This is a genomic window from Pontibacter pudoricolor (assembly GCF_010092985.1).
Classification (GTDB): domain Bacteria; phylum Bacteroidota; class Bacteroidia; order Cytophagales; family Hymenobacteraceae; genus Pontibacter; species Pontibacter pudoricolor.
Genome location: NZ_CP048106.1, coordinates 3,958,390 through 3,982,046, shown reverse-complemented (window position 1 = coordinate 3,982,046; position 23,657 = coordinate 3,958,390). Strand labels below are relative to the sequence as shown.

19 protein-coding genes are annotated in these 23,657 nt (G+C 45.6%); 13 read left to right on the top strand and 6 right to left on the bottom strand.

Features of this window, described 5'->3' with window-relative positions; genetic code table 11:
* The first annotated feature begins 40 nt into the window (after positions 1-40).
* Positions 41-3,673: an ABC transporter permease/M1 family aminopeptidase gene (locus GSQ66_RS17220; protein WP_162428588.1), complete on the top strand. Its 3,633-nt coding sequence runs from the start codon at positions 41-43 to the stop codon at positions 3,671-3,673.
* A gap of 76 nt (positions 3,674-3,749) precedes the next feature.
* On the opposite strand, the gene GSQ66_RS17215 is transcribed toward GSQ66_RS17220, so the two are convergent.
* Entirely contained in the window at positions 3,750-4,181 is a 432-nt protein-coding gene (locus tag GSQ66_RS17215; RefSeq protein WP_162428587.1) for a hypothetical protein, read from the bottom strand.
* 188 nt (positions 4,182-4,369) lie between these two features.
* Between GSQ66_RS17215 and GSQ66_RS17210 the strand changes: the two genes are divergently transcribed.
* The 3 genes from GSQ66_RS17210 to GSQ66_RS17200 all read left to right on the top strand — a co-directional run bounded on the left by GSQ66_RS17210 (position 4,370) and on the right by GSQ66_RS17200 (position 6,804).
* A complete protein-coding gene (locus tag GSQ66_RS17210) occupies positions 4,370-4,921 on the top strand; it encodes a hypothetical protein (protein WP_233150464.1) in 552 nt (183 codons plus the stop codon).
* 731 nt (positions 4,922-5,652) lie between these two features.
* Positions 5,653-6,108, top strand: coding sequence for a nucleoside deaminase (locus GSQ66_RS17205; protein ID WP_238395742.1), 456 nt, complete (start codon positions 5,653-5,655; stop codon positions 6,106-6,108).
* 87 nt (positions 6,109-6,195) lie between these two features.
* Positions 6,196-6,804 (top strand): superoxide dismutase, encoded by a 609-nt coding sequence (locus GSQ66_RS17200; RefSeq protein ID WP_162428585.1) that lies wholly within the window; start codon positions 6,196-6,198, stop codon positions 6,802-6,804.
* 154 nt (positions 6,805-6,958) lie between these two features.
* On the opposite strand, the gene GSQ66_RS17195 is transcribed toward GSQ66_RS17200, so the two are convergent.
* Positions 6,959-9,166, bottom strand: coding sequence for a protein-disulfide reductase DsbD family protein (locus GSQ66_RS17195; RefSeq protein ID WP_238395741.1), 2,208 nt, complete (start codon positions 9,164-9,166; stop codon positions 6,959-6,961).
* A 593-nt stretch (positions 9,167-9,759) separates the two neighbouring features.
* On the opposite strand from GSQ66_RS17195, the gene GSQ66_RS17190 reads away from it, so the two are divergent.
* Complete coding sequence (locus GSQ66_RS17190) at positions 9,760-10,068, top strand: hypothetical protein (protein ID WP_162428584.1); 309 nt, start codon at positions 9,760-9,762, stop codon at positions 10,066-10,068.
* 187 nt (positions 10,069-10,255) lie between these two features.
* Complete coding sequence (locus GSQ66_RS17185) at positions 10,256-11,590, top strand: hemolysin family protein (RefSeq protein ID WP_162428583.1); 1,335 nt, start codon at positions 10,256-10,258, stop codon at positions 11,588-11,590.
* A 67-nt stretch (positions 11,591-11,657) separates the two neighbouring features.
* Here the strand turns inward: GSQ66_RS17185 and GSQ66_RS17180 are convergent, their stop codons facing one another.
* A complete protein-coding gene (locus GSQ66_RS17180; protein WP_162428582.1) occupies positions 11,658-12,176 on the bottom strand; it encodes a gamma carbonic anhydrase family protein in 519 nt (172 codons plus the stop codon).
* A gap of 90 nt (positions 12,177-12,266) precedes the next feature.
* Entirely contained in the window at positions 12,267-13,247 is a 981-nt protein-coding gene (locus tag GSQ66_RS17175; RefSeq protein ID WP_162428581.1) for a radical SAM protein, read from the bottom strand.
* A 126-nt stretch (positions 13,248-13,373) separates the two neighbouring features.
* On the opposite strand from GSQ66_RS17175, the gene GSQ66_RS17170 reads away from it, so the two are divergent.
* Positions 13,374-13,793: a RidA family protein gene (locus GSQ66_RS17170; protein ID WP_162428580.1), complete on the top strand. Its 420-nt coding sequence runs from the start codon at positions 13,374-13,376 to the stop codon at positions 13,791-13,793.
* A gap of 713 nt (positions 13,794-14,506) precedes the next feature.
* On the opposite strand, the gene GSQ66_RS17165 is transcribed toward GSQ66_RS17170, so the two are convergent.
* On the bottom strand, positions 14,507-16,036 hold the full coding sequence (locus GSQ66_RS17165; RefSeq protein WP_162428579.1) for an AbgT family transporter: 1,530 nt from the start codon (positions 16,034-16,036) through the stop codon (positions 14,507-14,509).
* A 153-nt stretch (positions 16,037-16,189) separates the two neighbouring features.
* On the opposite strand from GSQ66_RS17165, the gene GSQ66_RS17160 reads away from it, so the two are divergent.
* From GSQ66_RS17160 to GSQ66_RS17135, 6 genes are all read left to right on the top strand, one after another.
* Entirely contained in the window at positions 16,190-17,092 is a 903-nt protein-coding gene (locus GSQ66_RS17160; protein WP_162428578.1) for a S66 peptidase family protein, read from the top strand.
* A 608-nt stretch (positions 17,093-17,700) separates the two neighbouring features.
* Positions 17,701-18,105, top strand: coding sequence for a hypothetical protein (locus tag GSQ66_RS17155; protein WP_162428577.1), 405 nt, complete (start codon positions 17,701-17,703; stop codon positions 18,103-18,105).
* A 173-nt stretch (positions 18,106-18,278) separates the two neighbouring features.
* Positions 18,279-20,639, top strand: a complete 2,361-nt coding sequence (locus GSQ66_RS17150) for a TonB-dependent receptor domain-containing protein (protein ID WP_162428576.1) — start codon at positions 18,279-18,281, stop codon at positions 20,637-20,639.
* A 263-nt stretch (positions 20,640-20,902) separates the two neighbouring features.
* Positions 20,903-21,715: a hypothetical protein gene (locus GSQ66_RS17145; RefSeq protein ID WP_162428575.1), complete on the top strand. Its 813-nt coding sequence runs from the start codon at positions 20,903-20,905 to the stop codon at positions 21,713-21,715.
* A 51-nt stretch (positions 21,716-21,766) separates the two neighbouring features.
* Complete coding sequence (locus tag GSQ66_RS17140) at positions 21,767-22,294, top strand: GNAT family N-acetyltransferase (protein ID WP_162428574.1); 528 nt, start codon at positions 21,767-21,769, stop codon at positions 22,292-22,294.
* Positions 22,295-22,352: 58 nt separating this feature from the next.
* The gene (locus GSQ66_RS17135; protein WP_162428573.1) at positions 22,353-22,736 is read left to right on the top strand and encodes a hypothetical protein; all 384 of its coding nucleotides are present in this window, start codon (positions 22,353-22,355) and stop codon (positions 22,734-22,736) included.
* A gap of 12 nt (positions 22,737-22,748) precedes the next feature.
* Here the strand turns inward: GSQ66_RS17135 and GSQ66_RS17130 are convergent, their stop codons facing one another.
* Positions 22,749-23,456 (bottom strand): endonuclease III domain-containing protein, encoded by a 708-nt coding sequence (locus tag GSQ66_RS17130; protein WP_162428572.1) that lies wholly within the window; start codon positions 23,454-23,456, stop codon positions 22,749-22,751.
* Positions 23,457-23,657 lie beyond the last annotated feature (201 nt).

Below are 23,657 nucleotides of genomic sequence, written 5' to 3'. Positions count from 1 at the left end.
ATTCATAATTAATAACTCATCATTCCTAATTATTAAAGAGATGTTCAAAGAGATCTTCTTATTCGAACTCAAGTACCGGATGAAGCGTCCGGCTACTTATATCTATTTCTTCATCCTGTTCCTGATGGCCTTTTTCGCTATGCTGGGGCTGGGTGGTGCTTTTGGTGCCAGCGTTATAATCGGCGATGCCAGCGGCGGAAAAGTGTTTGCCAATTCTCCTTACCAGATCAACTGGATCGTAACGTTACTGAGCTGGTTTGGTGTGCTGATCACCTGTTCTATGATGGGTACGCCTATCTTCCGGGATTTTGAGCACAAAACCCATTCGTTGTACTATACTACTCCCATCTCAAAAGCCGGTTATATTTTCGGCCGCTTTACAGGTTCTTTTCTGGTTACGCTGTTTGTGTTTACGGGTGTGGCGCTGGGCGCTATGGCCGCTACTTTTATGCCATGGATGGAGCCTGAAAAGGTTGGCCCGTTCAACCTGCTTTGGTACATACAGCCTTACTTAACCATCATCATCCCCAACCTGCTGCTTACCGGTTCCATCTTCTTTACACTGGCCACCCTTACCCGCAGCGCACTTTCTATTTACGTAGGTGGTGTTATCTTTTTAGTGATGTACGGCATTGCCAGCAGCCTTACCAGTGACCTGGATAATGAGTTTATTGCCAACCTGACCGACCCGCTGGGCGCATCTGCCATTTACCTGACCCAACGCTACTGGACCACTGCTGAGCGAAACACCTTAATGCTGCCTTTCAGCGAATATGTACTCCTGAACCGTGGGCTTTGGCTAACTATAGGTTTGGGCCTGCTGGCGTTCTGCTACTATAAATTCAGTTTCTCGTTTGCCAATACCGGCATAAAATTGTTCCGTCGTAAAAACAGCGCCGAAGCCGTAGGGGCGATTGTGCCATCAGAGCGCCTGAACCTGCCAAAAGTATCGCAGAGCTTTTCGTTTAACCTGAGCCTGAAGCAGTATTTTAAGCTGAGCAAGCTGGAGTTTAATGGCATTATCAGGAGTGTTTACTTTATCGCTATCGTTACCGCCGGTATCATTTTCCTGTTTGTGTCCGGGGCGCAGGTTGGTAAAATGTATGATACCAATACCTTCCCGGTTACCTCGCAGGTGGTAACGGTACTGAACGGTACCTTTGCGCTGTTCTTCCTGATCATCATCACGTTTTATTCCGGCGAGCTGGTGTGGCGCGAGCGCGATAACAGCATCAACCAGATCTACGATGCGCTGCCAATTCCAAACTGGGTGCCGTTCGCTTCTAAAATGACTGCCCTGATGCTGGTGCAGGTGGTGTTGCTGTTCGTGATCATGATCTGCGGTATCATCATCCAGACGTTTAAAGGCTACTATAAGTATGAGATCGATGTGTACCTGCAGGGCCTTTTTGGCATTAACCTGATAGACTACCTGCTGTTGTGCGTGCTGGCGATGCTGGTGCAGGTAATCGTAAACAACAAGTTCATCGGCCATTTTGTGATGGTGGTGTATTACCTGCTCAACATCTTTAAAGGCCAGCTGGGCTTCGAGCACACGCTATACTCCTATAGTTCCGATCCGGGAATTACGTACTCGGCCATGAACGGCTACGGGCATTTTGTGTGGCCATTTACCATTTATAAAATTTACTGGGCGGCCTTTGCCCTGTTGCTGGCTATAGTTGCCAACATGCTGTGGTCGCGTGGTTCGGAAAACATGCTGAAGTGGCGCCTGAAACTGGCTAGCATGCAACTCACAAAATCTACTCTGTTCGTTACTGCAGCCGGACTAATCGTTTTCCTGATCACAGGTGGATTTATCTTTTATAACACCAACATCCTGAACAAGTACCGTACTTCGGATGACCAGGAAGAACGCCAGGCTTATTATGAGAAGACCTACAAAAAGTATGATGGCATACCGCAGCCACGCATTACAGATGTAAACCTGAACGTAGACATTTACCCGGAAGAGCGCATTTTCGACTTTAAAGGTTATTTCTGGATCAAGAACACACACAACCAACCCATAGATTCGGTACACGTTGCTGTTTCGGATGAAGCTGAAGTACGGAAACTGGAATTTGATCGGCCGGCTAAACTTGCCCTGAACGACAAAGAATATGGTTACCGCATCTATAAGTTGGCTAAACCAATGCAGCCCGGCGATTCGATGCGCCTGAACCTGGACCTGCACTATGAAACAAAAGGCTTCCGTAACAATGGCTCTAACACCGGCATCGTTTACAACGGCACATTCATCAACAGCGAATATTTACCTAAGATCGGGTACCGTTCGGGTGTAGAGTTGAGCGATGATGACCTGCGTAAAGAACATGGCCTGAAGCCTAAACCACGCATGGCCGACGTAAACGATTCTGTTGCCCGCATGAACACCTACATTAGTAACGAAGCCGATTGGATAAACTTCGAAACTACCGTAAGCACCATACCAAGCCAGATTGCGATTGCGCCGGGTTACCTGCAGAAAGAATGGACAAAAGACGGCCGCCGCTACTTCCACTATAAAATGGATGCGCCGATCCTGAACTTCTACTCTTTCCTGTCGGCAGATTACCAGGTAAAGAAAGACCACTGGAAAGGCAAAAACGGACAGGATGTAGCCATCGAAATTTACTACCACAGAGGCCACGAGTATAACCTGGATCGCATGATCAAATCCGTAAAGAAATCGCTGGATTACTTTACGGAGAATTTCAGCCCGTACCAGCACAAACAGGTGCGCATCCTGGAGTTCCCGGGCTACCAGACCTTCGCACAATCTTTCCCGAACACCATTCCTTACTCAGAGTCTATTGGGTTTATAGCGGACGTGGATGACGACGACCCGGAAGATGTGGATTACCCGTTCTATGTTACCGCACACGAAATTGCGCACCAGTGGTGGGCACACCAGGTTATCGGTGGCGATGTGCAGGGGTCGGTACTGATGTCGGAAACGATGAGCCAGTACAGCGCCCTGATGGTAATGAAGCATGAGTACGGCGAAGAGCGCATGAACAAGTTCCTAAAGTATGAGCTTAACTCTTACTTGCTGGGCCGTACTACAGAACGTAAAAAAGAAATGCCGCTCTACAAAGTAGAAAATCAGGGATATATCCACTACCGTAAAGGCAGCGTAATCATGTATGCGCTGGCTGACTATATTGGCGAAGAGAACTTGAACAAGGCACTGCAGAAGTATATTCAGAAGGTGGCGTTCCAGCGGGCTCCTTATACCAATTCTGTTGAGTTTCTGGGTTATATCCGCGAAGCTACCCCAGACTCGCTGCAGTATATGGTGACGGACATGTTTGAGAAGATTACGCTGTACGAGAACAAAACCACCGATGCTTCTTACAAAAAGCTGGCTGACAACAAGTATAAGGTAACCTTTACTGTAGATGCCAAGAAACTATACGCTGACAGCCTGGGCACCGAAACACCTGCCAAAATGAACGATTGGGTAGATGTTGGCGTAATTGCCCGCCGCAAAGTAGATGGCAACTGGCAGGACAAACCGCTTTACATGAAGAAGCACAAAGTAAAGGCCGGCGAAAACAAGTTTGAGTTTATAGTTAACGAGAAGCCTGAAAAAGCTGGCATCGACCCGATGAACAAACTCATTGACCGGAACCCAACCGATAACACCAAGAAAGTTACCGAAGGATAAAGAGCCTATAGTTACGTTTAAACACAGAAGCCATACCTTTCCGGGTATGGCTTCATTTTTATAGTTGAGTTTATAGTTACTTAAACATCCCACCCAGCTTATCGCCTAAGCCGCCGGGCAGTTTATCCTTCAGGCTACCACCCAACATGCCCATCAGATCACCTTCCGATGACACTTTACCCGACAGCTTCTGCATGATGAACGAGATTACGAACGGCCCTGCCTGTTTAGCTATAGATTCAGGCACACCCAGTTTCGTGCTCAGGTTGTTCACATATTTTCCGATCATGTTATTTACCTGAGGCTGTTCAGTTGCACCTTTGTTTCCTTTCAGCACATCCAGTATACCGCCAAAGTTACCGCTGGTCGCTTCGTTTTTAAGGCCATTCTCCAGGTCATCTTTGGCAAGGTCTACGGCTTTGTTGGCGGTGTCGGGCTGCATCTGGAATTTGTTTTGCAGTTCGCCGGTCAGTTGTCCTTTTACAGAATTAATTAAGTCGTTTAGCATAGTTATAGTTTGTTTATAGTTATGGATCAATCTATAGTTTGTAACGGCAACTATAGCTATTGGATACTTTTTAAATCCCCGGCTTCGTTAGCAATCTCAAACTTTTGGCAGAGAAATTGCACCACTTTCACTTACTACCTGTTATTTGAACAATAATTTATAGCTTTGCCTACACAACCCTTATGAACATGCGTTATTTAGCATTTTTAGCTATCATCCTTATTGCCGGTGCTGCTTTTGCCGCGCCAAAACTGAAGAAGATAAATCTTACCAAAGAGATCAGCATCCTGTTGCCAAAAGATTTCATGCCAATGTCTGACGATGACATTGCCCGGGAATACCCTGCAACTACGAGGCCCGTAGCTGCATATACCAGCCCTGATGGCAACATCGACTTTAATTTAACCCTGAAGCGCTCAACGTTCCATGCCGAGGATTTGGATATGCTGCGCGAGTTTTACAAAGCCAACCTGGTAGAAACTTTCACCAACATCGACTTTATCCGGCAGGAAGTAACAGAGGTTAAAGGACAGAAATTTATAGTTTTTGAGTTTGTATCAAGGCTTGCTGATACACGCGGCGCTTCTAACCTGAGACCTGTACAGAAATACAGCATTATACAGTATACTATAGTTGGCAGACAACTCCAGATCTACACGTTGCATATCCCGTTCCAGCTAAAAAACGACTGGCAAGACACGGCCCGCGAGATCATGGGCTCAGTCAAAATCAAAAAGTAATTTCAACTACCTATAGTTTGAAAGCCTCTTCTGTGAGCAGGAGAGGCTTTTTTTGTCTGAACCGAGATTAATGAGATTTTCAGGATTAGGCTTTTGCTATAGTTGTAGCTATCATTCTATAGTTGCTATCCCTTCTCTTTTTGTCATCCTGGAAGGATCTTGTGGGCGAGTTTTTTAGGCTCCGGCTATAGTTGCTGCCATAAACCCACCCCTGCCCCTCCCGGGAGGGGAATTTCTGTTGTTGCTATAGTTTGAGTTATAGTTTTATAGTTTCTGTTGGTCATCCCCACTTCTGCTGGCGCGAGCGTCCTCGCTCGTGTCTTACGATGGCGTTGTGTCTCCTGACGCAACTGGCCCGGCAGGGGCAGGCATTGTAGTAGCATTGGCTATTGTGACTACAGTAGCAGTTTAACCCACACCTGTCCCTCCCGGGAGGGGAATTCCGGCAATAATTGTAGTTTAGTAGTTCTATAGTTACTCTTTGTCATCCCCCTGCCCCTTTCAAAGGGGACTTTCTGATACTTCTATAGTTTGAGCTATAGTTCTATAGTTGTTGATTTAACATCCCTAGGAGCTTCGCCCGCAAGTTTCGAATGCCCGTTTTCACTTGTCCTCAAGGAGACAATTTCTGACCTGGTATAGTGCTACAACTATAGTTCACGAACGTTAGCTAACCAACAACCAGTAACTAAGCCTTGCTAAACCTGGCCTTAGGGTTTACCTTTACAACTATGGCTACAGATTTTCTTTCGATTTATAGTGACGAACATTTTATGCAGCAGGCGTACCGGCAGGCGCAGCAGGCTTTTGAGGAAGGCGAAATTCCGATTGGTGCCATTATAGTTGCCAACAACCGCATTATAGCCAAAGCCTACAACCAGACCGAGAAGCTGAACGACGTAACCGCCCATGCCGAGATGCTGGCCTTTACCGCTGCCTCCGAGTACCTGGGCAACAAGTACCTGCACGATTGCACCCTGTACGTAACCGTTGAGCCCTGCATTATGTGTGCCGGTGCCAGTTACTGGGCACAGTTAAAACGGGTAGTATTCGGAACAAATGAGCCCAAACGTGGTTATAGAAGAGTAGGCAATCTGCTACACCCTAAAACTGAGATGGTTAGTGGCATTATGGCGCAGGAATGTGCCGACCTGATGGCAACTTTCTTTGCAGCCAGAAGAAAATAACTAATTTTGAAACTAAGAGTTTAAACGCATACGTACTCATACAACTGTTACGTATGTAATTGTTCACATATAAAAATATACAAAACTATGGCTTTCGAACTTCCGAAACTACCTTATGCTTACGATGCACTGGAGCCGCACATTGATGCACGCACCATGGAAATCCACCATACAAAACACCACCAGGCCTATACCGACAACCTGAACAAGGCCATTGCCGGCACTGACCTGGAAGGCAAGACTATCGAGGAGATCATGACCAGCATTGATGGCGAAAACAAAGCGGTTCGTAACAACGGTGGAGGTTATTACAACCACAACCTGTTCTGGACAATCCTATCGCCAAACGGTGGCGGTCAGCCTTCCGGCGAACTGGCAGATGCGATCAATTCAGCATTTGGTTCTTTCGATCAGATGAAAGAGAAATTTAATACCGCTGCAGCTACCCGTTTCGGTTCCGGCTGGGCCTGGCTATGTGTAAAAGATGGTAAACTGGAGATCTGCTCAACTCCTAACCAGGACAACACCCTGATGTCATTTGCTGAAGGTTGCGGTGGTCAGCCAATCCTGGGCCTGGACGTTTGGGAGCACGCGTATTACCTGCATTACCAGAACCGCCGCCCGGATTACATCAACGCTTTCTGGAACGTAGTAAACTGGGAAGAAGTAACACGCCGCTACAACGAAGCAAAGTAAGTTTGCTTCCGACATAAGACAAAGAACTTTTCAGATGAAACAGTTCTTTTAAAAAAGCAAAGCCCCACCAGATCTGGTGGGGCTTTGCTTTTTTATTTTTATCTGATATACAATCCTGCTGATTCTCCAGTCCTGAAAATCCCGGATCAAACAATTACTTATGTGCAATCTTTCTGGCCTTATGCGCAGCAACACCGGCGTCCAGGAACTTTACAAAGTTTTCCACATTCAGGTCGTAAGCAATAGGCTTAACCAGTACATTTTCGTTCTCATCCATCAGCACATAATACGGCTGCGCATTTACGTTGAATTTCGTGATCTGGTAATCGGCGTACTTTTTACCTAAGGTCTTTTTCTCTTTGCCGTCGTACTTGCTGGTATACCATTCGCTTTGCGGCAACTCAGACTTATCATCTACATACAAGGCAGCAATTACATAGTCTTCGCGCAGGCGCTTAAGCACAGCAGGATCCGACCATACGTTGGCCTCCATTTCGCGGCAGTTAACGCAGCCGTGGCCGGTAAAGTCTATAAATATAGGTTTGCCTTGCTCGGCAGCACATTTTTTGGCTTGCTCCAGGTCAAAGTAGCCTTGCAGGCCATGTGGCAGGCGCAGGAAGTCACTATATTTTGGTGTTTCGCATAGTTGGTTGGATGCCAGACTTACAGTGTTACCACCCCCATTACTCTGGCGTACAATAGCATTCAGGTCAAAGTCCTGGGTGGTTTGCGGAGGCAGGTACCCGGACAGCGCTTTTAACGGTGCACCGAACATACCCGGAATAAGATAGATTACAAAGCCAAACGTAACGATAGCGAAGAACAGGCGCGGCACACTGATATGTGGCAGATCTGAGTCGTGCGAGAACTTGAGCTTACCCAGCAGGTAAAAGCCCATCAGGGTAAAGATCACGATCCATAAGGCCAGGTAAACTTCGCGGTCCAGGATGCCCCAATGATACACCTGGTCGGCAATGCTCAGGAATTTAAGCGCCAGTGCCAGTTCTATAAAACCCAGTACTACTTTAACCGAGTTAAGCCAGCCACCAGACTTTGGTAAACTGCTCAGCCACGACGGGAATATAGCGAACAAGGTAAACGGCAGGGCAAACGCCAGCGAGAACGCAAACATCCCCATAATAGGGCGGATCATTTCGCCGCCTGCCGATGCAACTAATATACTTCCAACTATAGGCCCGGTACAGGAAAACGAAACCAGCACCAGTGTAAACGCCATAAAGAAAACCCCGATCCAGCCGCCACGATCTGCCTGCGCATCAACTTTGGTCAGCCACGAGCTTGGCAGTGTAATCTCGAACATCCCGAAAAAGGACATTGCAAAAATTACAAACACCAGGAAGAAGAGCACATTCGGCAGCCAGTGCGTGCTGATAAAGTTAGCCCCATCGGCACCAAACAAACGGGCAACTATAGTTCCGATGATGGTATAGATGGCGATGATGGAAAGACCATAAACAGCTGCTTTAACAATGCCCTGCGTACGACTACCGCTGCTATTGGTAAAGAAACTCACTGTCATGGGCACCATCGGGAATACGCATGGTGTTAGCAGGGCAACCAAGCCGGAACCAAAGGCAACCAGCATCAATGTCCAGATGTCGCCCTGGTCGGTAGCAGGCTCGGTTAAGGTGGTGTCGTCTATAGTTGTCTGTACTGTTTCCGTAGTTTCAGGGGCAGTTATGGTATCTATAGTGGCGGCACCCTGCGAGAAAGCAGGTGATGTGGTAGTATCTGAAGTAGCGGGCTGCGCTATAGTTTGTGTTGGCTCAGCAGCTCCGTTCTGCGTGTTGCGGGTAATAGTTTGCGTTGGCTCTGCAGTGGCAGGTGTTGTTGCTGCTGCCGCTTTTCCGGTTACCTGTATCTGTTTGTTACTAAAAGTAAATTCATCGTCGAACGGAATGCAACGGCCATCTATATCGGTACAAACCTGGTATTCGTAACTGCCTTTTACCAGCAGTTCGGGCTTCAGCACTTTAATTTTCTGGCGGAACTGGCCTGTGCCAACAAAGTAGGTATACTCGCCGCCCCACAGGTCGTCGTATTTCTTTTTGGGTTTAACCGGTACCACTTTACCAACCAGCTCGTAAGACGGATGCTTCTCGAATTTAAACTCGGTCACCATCGGGCCCAGCTCCGGATCAAAGTCAGAAGAGTACAGGTACCAGTCTTTGTCTATGCGGGCATTAAAGATCAGCTCCACTTCTTCGCCTACAGCTACTTGCTTCTTCGAAACATCGTAACTCCAGGTGGCAGGTTTTAACACTTGCGCAACGGCACTGAAGGCAACCAGCCAGAGCATCGCTACTGCAAAAAGGGTTTTAGAAGATTTATAGGTAAGCATAAGTGCTTTTTAATTTTTGTAAGCGCTACAGGCCTTTCGGTCAAATATAACTGAGTAATGTGTGTTATGTTAGCAACTATAGTACAAAAGTAAAAAATATATTACTGCCTTGTGCAATCCATGGTTTATAGTAAGATGTAAAGCAGCCTGAACGATACATACTGCGCTCATCTAACGACCGAATCCAACCTGACTTACGGCATGCATAAAAAGCCCCGTATTTTATAGTTTACAGCCCTGCAACTATAGTTTGGCGGCGCATACAAATTGCATACATCAAAGCTTTTATCATAACCATAATTCAACTATAATCTTCTCAATAAATAGAGTTAATGCAACTTTTTATAAAATACTTTAAAATAAATATATAAAAATATAACTTTTATTAAATATTATCAGTATATTATACAAGTACATTAAACCCTTAACAACCATTACTGAACTATAACTTTTACCCTTAATTATTGCACGTACACCAATTCAGTACGGTCTTTTACTTAGTAGCTTGATTTGCCGGTTTGCGGGAAGGAATTTTAAAGTAATTTTGAATGTAGAGTAAATAAGAATTAATATAACTCAACCAACAAAACGCAATGAAACAAAGTCTACAGCATACAGAGCAACAACTACTGAAGACAGAATGCGGAAGAGTGTTTGACTACATTTTTAAGGCAATGAAACTTGTTAGGGACGAGAAACATAACTTTCATGTAGTCTATAAAACCATGTCGGACGAGTATATTTATTCTTTTTGCAATCCCTTCCTCGATACGCTGGCAACAAACACGTACAAACTGATTTCAGAAGATGAGGCAAAGAAGATATTTCTTCCGAGGCTGACTTCTGCTAATGCCCACGAGTTATTTACAACCGCCAAGGCTTCTTTTGCGCTGCAGGCCTAGTTTGATGCCAACGTATATAAAACATAAAGGTGCCTCCCACGGCACCTTTATGTTTTTATGCCCTATCCGCCTAGTTCTCACCGCTTTTATAACTGGCAATATTTTCTAAACTATATACATTTGTAGGTTAACATCGTATTTTAGTTAATTTTACAGCTGTAGTAGCTTAAGCTCCCTAATATAAACTATGATTTTTAATATTTTCCTGACTATATTCCTGGTACTGCTCAATGGCTTTTTTGTGGCGGCAGAGTTTGCTATTGTAAAAGTCCGGTCTTCGCAGATAGAACTGCGTGCCCAGGCCGGCAACAGAATGGCTAAGCTGGCACAGCACATGATCACGCACCTCGACGCTTACCTGTCGGCCACACAATTGGGTATAACGCTGGCTTCGCTGGGCTTAGGTTGGATCGGTGAAAGCGTTGTGTCGCAGATCATCATCAACATTATGGCTGCTTTTGGTTTTGAGCCGAGCCCTGAAATTGCGCATAGTATTGCCCTGCCAATTGCTTTTGCCCTGATTACGGTACTGCACATTGTGTTTGGTGAGCTGGCGCCTAAATCCATTGCCATACAACGCCCGGAATCCACTACGCTGGCCATTGCCTTGCCGCTCCGCTTTTTCTATATCCTGTTCATCCCGTTTATATGGCTGCTTAACGGTTTCTCAAACTTTATCCTTCGTTCCATTGGCATTCGCTCGCTGCATGGCTCCGAAGTACACTCAGCCGAAGAGTTACGCCTGTTGTTTGAGCAAAGCGCCGAAGGCGGTGCCATTCATGATTCGCAGCACGAACTGATAGAGAATGTGTTCCAGTTTAATGAGCGCATGGTAAAGCAGATCCTGGTGCCGCGTACCAAAATGGTGGCCATTGACAGCAACATCAGCGAACACGACCTGATGGAGATCATCTTTAACGAAGGATACTCGCGCCTGCCTGTTTACAGCGGAAACATCGATAATATAGTTGGGGTACTGTATGTAAAAGACCTGTTGAGCATTATTCGCATGGGTGAGCCTGTGGTACTGGAGAAACTGATCCGCCCTGCTTATTTTGTACCGGAAACCAAGAAGATCAACCGCCTGCTGAAGCAGTTCCAGCGCCGCCATATGCACATAGCTATAGTTACCGATGAGTTTGGTGGCGTATCGGGTATTGTTACCATGGAAGATATTATTGAGGAGCTGGTAGGCGAAATTCAGGATGAGTACGATGAGGAAGTGCCGTTGGTAGAACTGGTAAGCGACTACGAATATAAAGTAAGCGCTTCAGCCCCTATTTCGGACGCCAACGATTTTTTACCTTACCCATTACCCGAAGGCGAAGACTACGAAACAGTTGGCGGACTGGTAAGTGTACTTTACGGCCAGATTCCGGAAGACATCAACGACACGATAGACTTTAATGAATACGAGGTCAGCGTACTGGAGAAGTCAGAAAGAAGCCTGATATCGGTGCTGTTCAGGATTAAAGAAGACATGCGCGAAGATGCGGTTATCAGGGAAATGCCTGAGCATTAAGATACAACTATAACATAACAGACGCCTGCGTTGCCAACTATAACCCGGCAGCGCAGGCGTTTTTGTTTTACTCTTTGCCGGTAAACCAGCCGCTGTACATTACATAGTTGTTAGCTACTTTGTCAAGGCCGTCAATCTGTTCCTGGCTTAGCTGTTTTACTTTTTTAGCCGGAATGCCCGCATAGATCCAACCCGATTCGCACACGGTATTTTCCAGAACTATAGCGCCGGCGGCAATTATACAGTTCTTCTGCACTACGGCATTATCCATCACTATAGAACCCATACCAATCAGCACGTTATCTTCTACATTGCAGCCGTGCACAATGGCGTTATGCCCTACCGATACGTTGCTACCAATCGTAGTAGCGGCTTTCTGGTAAGTGCAATGTATTACGGCGCCATCCTGTATGTTCGTTTTATCACCGATCCGGATCGAATTTACGTCTCCCCGAATCACGGCATTAAACCATACCGAGCACTCGTGGCCCATTATTACATCGCCAACTATAGTTGCGTTCTCAGCAATAAATGTGTCATCGCCTATCTGCGGCGACAGGCCTTTTACCGGAAGTATAACAGGCATAATTTTAATTGTTGATTGTTAAATTGTTGATTGTTGACCTTGTAAAGTAAAGACTAATCCAGCTAATCCTAAAATCCTGTAAATCCTGATTCAGACAAACAATCTCTTCCAGGTGCCTTTGCTATAGTTGTATTTAAGGGTGCTGGGCAGGGCTTTCCAGAAGTACTTGTTTAGGTTTACGGCAAAACTGGGTTGCATGTAGCAGTTAATTGTACAGCCTTCGCAGGCAGGCAGTTTCCCTTCCAGTTGCTTTTGCTTCTCTACCTCGGGGCTATAGTATAGTTGCTGCAGGTTGCCGTTTATAGGGTAGCTTTTGGTGCTTAAGTGGTAACACGGCAAAACCAGTTCGTTTTCGGGGGAGATAACGATAGTGGTGGTGGCAGCTTTACAGACCGGATCGCTGATACGGTTTCCGCCATCTTTGCGGAGCTGAATAAAACCGTCGTTCAGGTACACGCCTTTCCGTTTGCCAAAAGCCGACAGGTAATCGAGTTCTTCTTCCGTTAAACGTTCGCCGGTTTCTACCCCATTGTATTCAAAGGCCGGGTTCAGGATAAGGACCAGGTTATTTGGCTGCGCTATAGTTTGGTACACTTCTTCCAGCTCGTGCAGGTTGTGCTTAAAAACGGTGAAAAGTATATCCGGCCGCTCGCCCAGTTCCTTCGCCACCTTTATCGACTCCATCACAAAATCATAACAGGCTACTCCCCTGCCCGCGTCGTGTTTTTCTTTATCAGCCGAGTCGAGCGAAAAATGCAGCATGTCCACCTTCCCTTTCAGCCGGTCGGCAAATTTCGGGTAAAGCATGGCATTAGTAGTGAGTGTGGTGATAAAGCCCATGTCGTGCGCCATGCCCAGCATCTCGTCGATCTGCCGGTGCAGCAGTGGTTCGCCGCCCGTAAAGTCAATTACCTGTACGCCCAGTTTCTTCAGGTCGCGCAGGTTTTGCTGCACATCTTCTATGGTTATGTAAGGCGATGGTTTTTCCCAGATGTCGCAGAACGAGCACTTTGCGTTACAGCGGTAGGTAACGTAATAGTTGCAAAGTACAGGTCTGATTCTCAGGAGCATTTTCGGGGAATTATGAATTCAAAATTATGAATTATGAATGAGTATAAGGTACGCAGGACAGATTGAATTAACTAAACTACTAACTTTAACTCTCTAACTCATTAACTCTCTAACTTCTAAACCTCTATGAAAAGGCAAAACATCTCATCCGGCGCTGTGTGGGAAGATATGATCGGCTATAGCCGTGCGGTGCGGGTAGGCAATGTAATTGAAGTGGCAGGCACCACCGCTGCCAATGGCGACCAGGTCATTGGAAAAAACAACGCTTACGAACAGACAAAATTTATCCTTCAGAAAATAGAAAAAGCCCTGGAAGAAGCCGGCGCAACACTGGAAGACGTAGTGCGCACCCGCATGTTTGTAACAGACATAACGCAGTGGGAGGAAATTGGTCGTGCGCATGGCGAGGTGTTCCGAACTATAAAACCGGCCGCTACCATGGTGCAGGTAAGTGCGCTCATAAACCCCGAACTTTTGGTAGAGATAGAAGCAACAGCATTACTCTCTGCCGATCACCCGCAAAACGAAGGTTTCTCATTACGATAAAGCAGCTGAAGAACTATAGTTCTATAGTTCTATAGTTACGAATTAACCCACCCCTGCCCCTCCCGAGAAGGGAATTTCTGCTGTTGCTATAGTTTAGCTATAGTTCTATAGTTGCAGCCTGTTGATCGGACAGGTCGCGACCTGTCCTTACGGAAATATAACCACGATAAGGCGATGCAACTATAGCCTCTCCCATCAACTATAAAGTTAACTATCGAACTGATCTCAGTCTTTGGGTTGAGCGCCTTTGATTTATTGCGGTGCCGCAAGGCAACCCGAGGGAACGAGGGTAGCAAGAAAGCAGCAGCGCGATGCCCGAAGACGGGGCCTCCCGGCCGTGAGGGCACCAAAGCTAGATTGAAACAATACGCAAGTAAAGCTCCCAGCATTAAAGAAGGCTATGAAAAAAAAGGCTAGGTTCGGATAGTAGAGTAGCAACCTATAGCACTAAGATTCCGCACAGCTACGCCGGCTCTCTTCGACTCGCGTCTCAAGAATACTCGAAATGACATTTTTCAAACTATAGTATTTCAAACTATAGCCAGCGCTGATGGTAAGCTTGTCCCTGTCGGCCCAGTTGAGTCAGGAGACCCACCTTCATCGTTAGTCACAAGCAAGGACGCTCGCGCCAGCAACCGGGTACACGAAATGACAAAACAAAACGCCGGAAAGCGAATGGCTCTCCGGCGTTATCCTATAGTTCAGTCTATAGTTTACTTCGGCATATACATTTCGGCACCAGGCCCAACCGGCCACCCGAAAATAATCCAGACGATGAACAGCAAGGTCCAGCCGATGAAGAACACGACCGTGTAAGGCAACATGGTAGAGATAACCGTACCGATACCGGCATTTTTATCATAGCGCTGTATAAAAGCCACGATCAGGGCAAAGTACGACATCATAGGCGAAATAATATTGGTTACACTGTCGCCGATACGGTAAGCGGTTTGGGTGAATTCCGGGGTATAGCCCAACAGCATAAACATCGGGATAAACACAGGCGCCATAATAGCCCATTTAGCCGAGGCCGAACCCATCACCAGGTTTATAGTTGCTGCCACCAGTATAAACATGATCATCAGCGGAATATCACTCAGACCCATTGTTTTCAGCACATCTGCACCGTTAATCGCCAGTATAAGCCCCAGGTTGGTCCAGTTAAAGTAAGCTACGAACTGCGCAGCAAAAAATACAAGTACTATGTAAGAGCCCAGGGTCTCCATCGACTTGGCCATGCCGCGCATCACATCGCTGTCGTTTTTAATGGTTTTGGCACCAATACCATAAGCAATACCCGCTACGCCAGCCAGGATAAAGATAAACGCTACAATACCTGACATAAAAGGCGAGTTCAGGATGTCGCCGGTCTCAGGGTCTCTCAGGTAACCATTTTCCGGAATCAGGCCGCCCAGAATAAAAGCCGACATCAGCAGCACGGCTATAGTTGCGTAAAGGATGCCACGCTTTTCCTGCGGATTCAGGCGATCGATGCTTTGTGGTTTTTCATCGCCGGTGTATTCGCCCAGGCGTGGTACCACAATCCTTTCGGTTACCCATGTTCCTAAACCTGCGATCAGGAAAGTAGAAACGAACATGAAATAATAGTTGGCGGCAGGGTTTACCACATAGTTCGGATCGATGATCTTGGCAGCTTCGGTGGAAAGGCCGGCCAGCAGCGGGTCGACGGTACCCAGCAACAGGTTGGCGCTATAGCCACCCGATACGCCGGCAAAGGCAGCCGCCAGACCAGCCAGCGGATGACGGCCCGCCGCCAGGAAAATAATAGCCGCCAGTGGTACCAGCAGCACATAGCCGACCTCTGAAGCAGTGTTAGACAAAACGCCGGCAAATACAATTACAAAGGTAAGCAGACGCTTTGGCGAGGCCAGCACTACCAGGCGCAGCACTGCCCCTATCAGGCCTGTCCCCTCGGCAATACCAATACCCAGCAACGACACCAACACCGTACCCAGCGGCGCAAAGCCTGTAAAATTGGTTACCATGCGCGTCAGGATCATGTGCAGCCCTTCGGCAGAGATCAGGTTCACAGGTGCTACCGTTTCGCCTGTGCCGGGGTGCACAACGGCCATATCAAACAGGCTGGCTACCCACGACAAAATAATGATAAGCAGGGCGAAGCCGGCAAAAAGCGTGGCTGGGTGTGGCAGGGCATTCCCGATGCGCTCGATCACGGACAGAAACCTGTCGATGCCGGATTTTTTTTCTTGAACTGCAGGCATAATATTAGGTGAATTTTGTGCGGCCAATGCAAAAAGCAGCTGCTCCTGGCCAGATAGATTTTAGTTTAGCTCCTGAATATCTTTAAAAAAGGCCGCACCTGCAAACTTTCCGGGAAATCCCTAACTTGGCAGGCGTTTATAGTTTACACTTTTATGATACCACCTCTGCAACCCGGCGACCGCATCGCCATTATTTCTACAGCCCGGAAAATAACTGCCCAGGAGCTTGCACCTGCCATCCAGACCTTTGAAAGCTGGGGCCTGCAGGTGGTACGGGGGCAGACAATAGATGCCAGCTACAACCAGTTTGCCGGCAACGATGCCCTGCGTTTGCAAGATTTTCAGCAGATGCTCGACGATGAAACTATAAAAGCCATTGTTTGCGCGCGCGGCGGCTACGGCACTACCCGCATCATCGACCAGGTAGATTTTACAAAGTTTAAAGAGCAGCCTAAGTGGGTGGTTGGCTTCAGCGATGTAACCACTATACACAGCCACATCCATAACCTGGGCATCGAAACCGTACACGCCATTATGCCCGTGCTGTTTGGCCGCGATGGAACTATAGATTCTGTGGAGACTTTGCGTAAAGTGTTGTTTGGCGAGAACTTAAACTATAGCTCGGCACCACACCCATTTAACAGAACAGGCACAGGCAGAGGTCAGTTGGTTGGCGGAAACCTGTCGATGCTGCACACGCTTACCGGCACCAGATCCGACATCAGCACCGAAGGCAAAATCCTCTTCCTCGAAGACCTGGACGAATACCTGTACCATATCGACCGCATGTTGGTGCACCTTGACCGCAGTGGCAAACTAAGCAACCTGGCCGGCCTTGTAGTGGGCGACATGAGCGACATGAAAGATAACGCCATCCCCTTCGGCAAAACCGCTTATGAGATCATTATGGAGCACACCGGCACGTACAATTACCCGGTTTGCTTCAACTTCCCGGTCGGGCACGAGCCGCTGAACCTGGCTTTGGTTTGTGGCAGAGAAGCTGTACTTAATGTGAGTGAGTCGGGGGCCGAATTGAGGTATACTGAGAAAAGCTGAAAGCTATAACAGATCATATACCAGTAATCTTAAGCGTATCTATAGTTAAAGCATTCTTCTATGTTTTATTGAGAAACAGGCTGCTATATATTTTATCTCTAAAATAAATTATTTCAATATTTAATCATATTCCCCATTAAATTTATACCACCTGCTTTTAAATTCTATTCCATTACTATTATCTAATTAAAAGCAAGTTAAACACAATACCAATTTCGTATAAATTATATAAGCAGATAAGTGCTTGATTTTTAACACTATATAGTTTAACAGCAGAAACTATAATCCGCGTAGCCAACTGTTTCTGCCTTCAATCCTCCCTCTATAACTTTACCGTTATTGCCAGCACTACCTTGCAGGGTAAAAGCATTTTTTACAGGTATTTAAACTTATAATTCTGAAAGGTATGATTGAGTTTATAGATTCCAGCTGATGTACTGAACAAGGATTATTCTTAAAGGCATACCGCTTTACTATTCATTACTAATTATGCTTTTTACTATTCGCTGATGAGCTGCAAAATCATCGGCCTGCCATTGCTTTGCCTTTACAAATCAAACACCACAATACTTAAACCCCAATAATCTTAACATTAAACAATTACTATTATGAAAGCAAAAATTTTAAGTTTCGCCATTTTATTATTTGTTATCACTTCTGCATTTGCTGCAAGGATACATTTTGTAGGAACCCCATGTTTAGACACAGAAACAGGATGGATTACCGGTAAAGTAGCGGGACTCGGCACCAACCCTAATGGTCTGACAATCTCAATATCAGGCAGATATGGTTGCGACAACCCTGCTGACAAACGTCCTCCATCTTGGAATAACTTGACTATTTCTGATATTCCTTTAAAAAGTGATGGTGCCGGTAATTATACATTTGAGGTTAATATATTTAATTACATTCCAAGAGACTGCCCTAATGCACAATGGGACATGACATTCGACTTAACTGCTACAGTATCAAGCACAAATATCTCTAAGCATATCGACACTGATTGTAATTAATAATAAAATAAGCAGGGACTTTTATTTAGAAAGTCCCTGCTTATTTTATTATTCCGGTTTTGAATGCAGATGGAATAATACTTTAACATTTTCAAGCTTCGTATTCGCCTGCTTGATAAATAATAATATACAGTTGAGTATCTGGCACTTTCGATATGACACAAGCTCACCTGATGGCTTTCCTACTTTTCTTTGTAGCACATTCTATATTTGCACAAAAATCTAATAATGTAGAGGCTAATATAAATATCAAAGGCACTGTTATAGACTCAACTACCAACTCCTCACTTGCCTATGTAACTATAGTTGTACAGGAAAAACAAACAGACCAGGTTATAAAGCACATGCTCACTTCGGAAAAGGGCATGTTTGAGATGACAGGCCTTGCATACAAAGAGTACCGGTTAATACTCTCTTATGTAGGCTACAAAACCAAAACTATAGATCTGCCCGCTTTTACCTCACCAACTATAAACCTTGGGGTAATACATCTCACCTCTACAATTACCCTCCTCAATGAAGTACAGGTTGTTATACAGAAGCCTCTTGTAGAGCATGATGCAGATAAAGTCACTTACAACGCGGAGCTTGACCCGGAGAGCACAACTCATAACGCACTGGACTTGCTTCGTAAAGTACCCTTGTTAACTGTAGATGCTGATGATAACCTGCAACTTAATGGCAATAATTCTTACCAGGTATTGGTAAATGGCAAAAGGTCGTCTTTGTTTACCGGTAACCTGCGCGATGTGCTGAAAGGTCTACCGGCCAGTGCTATTAAAAAAGTAGAAGTTGTTACTAATCCGCCTGCCCGATATGAGGCCTCGGGAGTGGGCGGAATCATTAACATCGTAACTCACCGTAAAAGTATAAGTGGCTATAATGGTGCTGTAAACTTAGGAGTAAACACCCCAAAGGGTTATAGTGCAGGCAGTCATATCACGGCCAGTGCCGGCAAATTAAATTTCTCTGCCCGCGCCAGTACTAGCACCAACACAAGCCCCGGCACCAGGAGCTTTTTTTTCAGGGACGATCTTACCCGCCGGAACAGGCTGGAGCAAACAGGAGAAAGCACTACTAAAAACGGGTCTCAGAGTGGAGGCACCGAACTAAGCTATGACCTGGGCCCTCACGACAACATCACGGCCTCTTATAGTTTGAGCAGCATAACAGGTAACAATAGTTATAAGCAACTGGTCGAGCAACTAGATACAGCCGGCACACAGACAGAAGCCTACCGCAACCTGAACTCAAGTGAAAATGATGGAAACGGCTATGACCTGAGTTTAAGCTACCAGCATACATCCAGGAAAAACGAGGAGCAGCTACTTTCCCTATTGTTTAACCTGGCAAACAACGACAACAACAGTACAACAGACTTTACGCTACAGCCCGTTTATAACTATACAGGTCGCGAAAGCAAAACAGCTTACAACGATAGATCAAGAGAGTATGCGCTGCAGGCTGACTATATACAGCCGCTTGGGAAGCAGACATTGGAGTTTGGTGTAAAATCTGTACTAGAAGAGAACAGCAGCGACTATTTTTATAAAACCCGTAACCCCGAAACAGGTGAATTTATACTTGACGTAAACCAGAGCAATGATTTTGACTACAACCAGGATGTGCATGCCGCCTACATTTCTCTGAACCTGAAAAAAGGCAAATGGGGCCTGAGAAGCGGTTTAAGGGCAGAGCAGACAATATTAGATGCCAGGTTCAGATCGTCTGGTACCGAAGTAGATCAGAATTACCTTAGCCTGTTCCCCAATATTATGCTGTCTTTTATGCTGAAAGGCTATAGCTCCATTAAGTTATCCTATACCCAGCGAATAGACAGGCCCGGACTCTATTACCTGGACCCTTACGTGGACCTGACCGACCCTTTAAACATCAGTTATGGCAACCCGGATCTGCACCCTGCTACCAACCATACGGTGCAGGCGGGTTTTGATACGTTCTTTAAAGGTACATCTATCAATGCCAGTGTATTCCATAGTTTCACCAACAACTCTATAGAACAGTTTACCACCTTAGGCACCGACTCCGTTGCGCGCACCACCTTCGGTAATTTAGGTCAGAACCGTAACTATGGGCTTACCCTAAGCGCTAATACTACTTTGTTTAAAAAGCTTAATCTTAGCCTGAACACCGGTACTAATTACATCACATTTACCAGCCAGCTGGAAGGAAAGCCACAAACCAATAACGGCTTTACATATTATGGGCACGGAAACGTAAGTTTCAGGTTTAACAGGAGCTGGCGGGCCGGAGGTAATGTGGGGTATGATTCTCCTAACATTTTATTACAGGGCAAAACAGGTGGCAATACCTGGAGCAGCCTTTCTGTAAACAAAGACTTCCTGAAAGATAACAAAGCAAGTATAAGCCTCGCCGTCAGGAGCCCATTCCGAAAAACCCGCCGTGCCTTAACAGAGATTACAAATACAGCCTTTTACCAGCGCCGTGAGTCCTACACCGAAATGCGCCAGTTCAGCCTGTCTTTTAACTATCGTTTCGGGAAGCTGAAATAACGGTTTATACCTTAGCTACCTGAATTTACTTTGAGGTTGGGCACGAGCTGCTGAACCTGGCGTTGTTGTGCGGTAGAAAAGCTGTGCTTGAGGTGAGTGAGTTGGGAGCTAGATTAGAATATATTTTATAGTTTATAATTACTACATTAGTATAATTATATATAGTATATTCGTTAATCCGATTCCGTATAGCCGCCGTATTTGGGTGTATAAACGGAATAGACTCCGTTTATACTATAGTTGGCAAAAATATTAAATAGAGAATGAGTAACTATGAAAACAGAATAGTCTTGTTCCTTGATATCCTTGGCTTCAAAAGAATAATTGAAGATACCGAGCTCAAAGGAGAAGAAGATGTTAAAAAGACTTCATTTCTAATTGAAACTATAGAAGAAATGAAAGAAGCTGTAAGAGCAATATCCAAGGGGACAACAAAAAACGTTACTCAATTTTCCGACTCTATTGTAGTTTCCTTTGTTGAAAATGATATCAAAGAAATTCCAAAGTTATTCCTCGATTTACAAAGGCTAATCGCAAAATTGTTGGCTCGCGGAATTTTATGCAGAGGAGCAGTTTCTTATGGTAAACTTTATCACTCTAACGGTTTAGTGTTTGGCCCAGCACTTGTGGACGCTTATGAAACTGAATCACAGGCCGCGTTATATCCAAGAATCATTTTAGATCAGTCTGTTCTTGATGTAATGAAGCATCATTATTCTTTCGAAAGCAAACATTCTTACAGAAAGATTAGATTTGACTCAGATGTAAATTCTTATTTAAAAACAGATTCAGATGATAAGTTTTACATTGATTACTTTACGGGTTCAATGCAGTTTTTTGAAAATGAAGAACTATTTAGAGTTTATTCTAAATTAAGGAAAATTATCATTGATGGATTGAGGATTAAGAATCCAGGTGTAAAAATCAAGTATAACTGGATGAAGAATAAATATAATAAGCTTCCAGAGTTATTAAAGAGACTTGATGAGGATGAGGAACTGTTTTATGGTCGACCTGATATTGAGAAATTTTACAAGGAGTTTAAACCTATAAATACTACAGCCAACAATAGCTAAAGCAAACTACAGCTTGCTTTAGCCCAGCACGTTCACCCCTTACTTAAAAACATGCCACATTATAGATCATTTGAAACGGAGCGGCTGCTGCTAAAACCAAGTACTGAGGAAGATGCTGCTTTTGTACTGGAGCTGCTGAACACGCCCAAATGGCTGCAGTATATTGGCGACCGGAAAGTGCATACCCTGGAAGCTGCAAAAGAATATATCCAAAACCGCATGTTGCCACAGTATGCAAAGTTAGGCTACGGCAACTATACCGTTACCCGGAAAGCTGATGGTGCAAAACTGGGCAATTGTGGCCTCTACGACCGCGAAGGATTGGAAGGAATAGACATCGGGTTTGCGTTTTTGCCCGCCTACGAAGGCCAAGGGTATGCATTAGAGGCTGCCACAGAAGTTAAACGTGCCGCCATAGAAGTTTTCGGCCTGACACGCATCGGCGCCATTACCACAAAAGAAAACACCGCTTCTCAGAAGCTACTGGAAAAGCTGGGCTTAAGATTCCTGAAAACGGTACAGCTGCCCAACAGCGAGGAGGAGCTTCAATACTATGAACTTATAGTTACACCTGCTTAGGTTATAATTTAGCTCTGATACACTGTTATACACATTCATTTAAAACCTGTAACCTGCTATGCTAAAGTATTTCCTTTTGTGGTTCCCGATGGTTGTGCTGGCGGTGGTAAACGGAACGGCAAGAGACTTATGGTATAAGAACTTTACAGGAGAGTTAGCAGCCCGCCAGATCTCAACTATAACCCTCATTTTACTTTTCGCGGTTTATATCTGGTTTGTAATTAAAAAGTACCCACCCGCCACTTCGGAGCAGGCAATTACTATAGGAGTTCTGTGGCTGGTTTTAACACTCGTTTTCGAGTTTGGAATGGGCTATATGTCGGGTAAAACATGGGCGCAAATGCTCGAAGACTATAACATTTTAAAAGGCCGCATCTGGGTGCTGATCCCGATCTGGGTTGCCATTGCCCCTTACCTGTTCTATAAGATCCTGAAACAGTAACTATAGTTTACCTTAAGCCGCTTTATCAATTCCCTTTGCCCGCACATCCTGGTAATAATTACAGATGTTATGCAGCACGCATTCCTCGCATCTGGGGGAGAAAAACGTACACACCCGTTGGCCGTGGCGCAGCATGTGCACATGAAAGTTGAATAGCTCGACAGGGTCTTCGGGGAGCATGTGCAGCAGCAGTTCGTGGGCTTTGTTGGCAGTAACTTTGGCACCTATCAACCCTACGCGCTGGCTTATCCGGAACACGTGCGTATCGACGGGCATTACTGGTTTGTAAAAGTTAAAAAGCAACAGCAAAGTAGCAGTTTTAGGGCCAACGCCAGGCAGTTTGGTTAGCCAGTCCATCGCTTCATCTACAGGCAGGTCTTCCAGGAAATCGATGTTGAACTCGCCGCGCTCTTCTTTTATAATCCGTAATGTTTGCTGTATCTGGGGCGCTTTCTGGCCGGGGTAGCGGGTGGTTTGTATGGCGTCGGCCAGCTCTTCAAAATCAGCGTTCATCACACCCTCCCAATCTCCGAAACGCTCCAGCATGGTATAAAAAGCTTTTTCCTCGTCTTTGTGGTTGGTGCGGTGCGAGAGCATCGTAGAGATCAGCTCGTGCATGTGGTCGCGGCGCTTTTCCAGCTTCAGCCGCTTGTAGGCTTTATTCAGGAGCTCGTGCGTGAGTAGTGTTTTCTCTTCCGGCAGTAGTTCGTGTGCATCCATGGGCAACTATAGTTTTGCACATTTTCTTACGCACTTACAGCCTATCAGTTAATTTCAAAACCTGCCACTTTGCCTTAAAACATTTGCTGATAGCCTGTAACTATAGTTTACAGCTAAATCTGTAGTTGAACTTTTAATACAACTATTTGCAGGTTTGTACGCTATATGCTTAAGGCTTTTTAAAAAGATAGCTTCACGAAC

What these genes read in the sequence shown, in the direction of transcription:
- GSQ66_RS17215 (WP_162428587.1), bottom strand. Translation starts at nt 4,181, where the DNA reads ATGCTAAACGACTTAATTAATTCTGTAAAAGGACAACTGACCGGCGAA.
- GSQ66_RS17170 (WP_162428580.1), top strand. Translation starts at nt 13,374, where the DNA reads ATGAAAAGGCAAAACATCTCATCCGGCGCTGTGTGGGAAGATATGATC.
- GSQ66_RS17145 (WP_162428575.1), top strand. Translation starts at nt 20,903, where the DNA reads ATGAGTAACTATGAAAACAGAATAGTCTTGTTCCTTGATATCCTTGGC.
- GSQ66_RS17160 (WP_162428578.1), top strand. Translation starts at nt 16,190, where the DNA reads ATGATACCACCTCTGCAACCCGGCGACCGCATCGCCATTATTTCTACA.
- GSQ66_RS17135 (WP_162428573.1), top strand. Translation starts at nt 22,353, where the DNA reads ATGCTAAAGTATTTCCTTTTGTGGTTCCCGATGGTTGTGCTGGCGGTG.
- GSQ66_RS17165 (WP_162428579.1), bottom strand. Translation starts at nt 16,036, where the DNA reads ATGCCTGCAGTTCAAGAAAAAAAATCCGGCATCGACAGGTTTCTGTCC.
- GSQ66_RS17220 (WP_162428588.1), top strand. Translation starts at nt 41, where the DNA reads ATGTTCAAAGAGATCTTCTTATTCGAACTCAAGTACCGGATGAAGCGT.
- GSQ66_RS17190 (WP_162428584.1), top strand. Translation starts at nt 9,760, where the DNA reads ATGAAACAAAGTCTACAGCATACAGAGCAACAACTACTGAAGACAGAA.
- GSQ66_RS17205 (WP_238395742.1), top strand. Translation starts at nt 5,653, where the DNA reads ATGGCTACAGATTTTCTTTCGATTTATAGTGACGAACATTTTATGCAG.
- GSQ66_RS17185 (WP_162428583.1), top strand. Translation starts at nt 10,256, where the DNA reads ATGATTTTTAATATTTTCCTGACTATATTCCTGGTACTGCTCAATGGC.
- GSQ66_RS17210 (WP_233150464.1), top strand. Translation starts at nt 4,370, where the DNA reads ATGCGTTATTTAGCATTTTTAGCTATCATCCTTATTGCCGGTGCTGCT.
- GSQ66_RS17175 (WP_162428581.1), bottom strand. Translation starts at nt 13,247, where the DNA reads ATGCTCCTGAGAATCAGACCTGTACTTTGCAACTATTACGTTACCTAC.
- GSQ66_RS17155 (WP_162428577.1), top strand. Translation starts at nt 17,701, where the DNA reads ATGAAAGCAAAAATTTTAAGTTTCGCCATTTTATTATTTGTTATCACT.
- GSQ66_RS17130 (WP_162428572.1), bottom strand. Translation starts at nt 23,456, where the DNA reads ATGGATGCACACGAACTACTGCCGGAAGAGAAAACACTACTCACGCAC.
- GSQ66_RS17140 (WP_162428574.1), top strand. Translation starts at nt 21,767, where the DNA reads ATGCCACATTATAGATCATTTGAAACGGAGCGGCTGCTGCTAAAACCA.
- GSQ66_RS17150 (WP_162428576.1), top strand. Translation starts at nt 18,279, where the DNA reads ATGGCTTTCCTACTTTTCTTTGTAGCACATTCTATATTTGCACAAAAA.
- GSQ66_RS17180 (WP_162428582.1), bottom strand. Translation starts at nt 12,176, where the DNA reads ATGCCTGTTATACTTCCGGTAAAAGGCCTGTCGCCGCAGATAGGCGAT.
- GSQ66_RS17195 (WP_238395741.1), bottom strand. Translation starts at nt 9,166, where the DNA reads ATGCTTACCTATAAATCTTCTAAAACCCTTTTTGCAGTAGCGATGCTC.
- GSQ66_RS17200 (WP_162428585.1), top strand. Translation starts at nt 6,196, where the DNA reads ATGGCTTTCGAACTTCCGAAACTACCTTATGCTTACGATGCACTGGAG.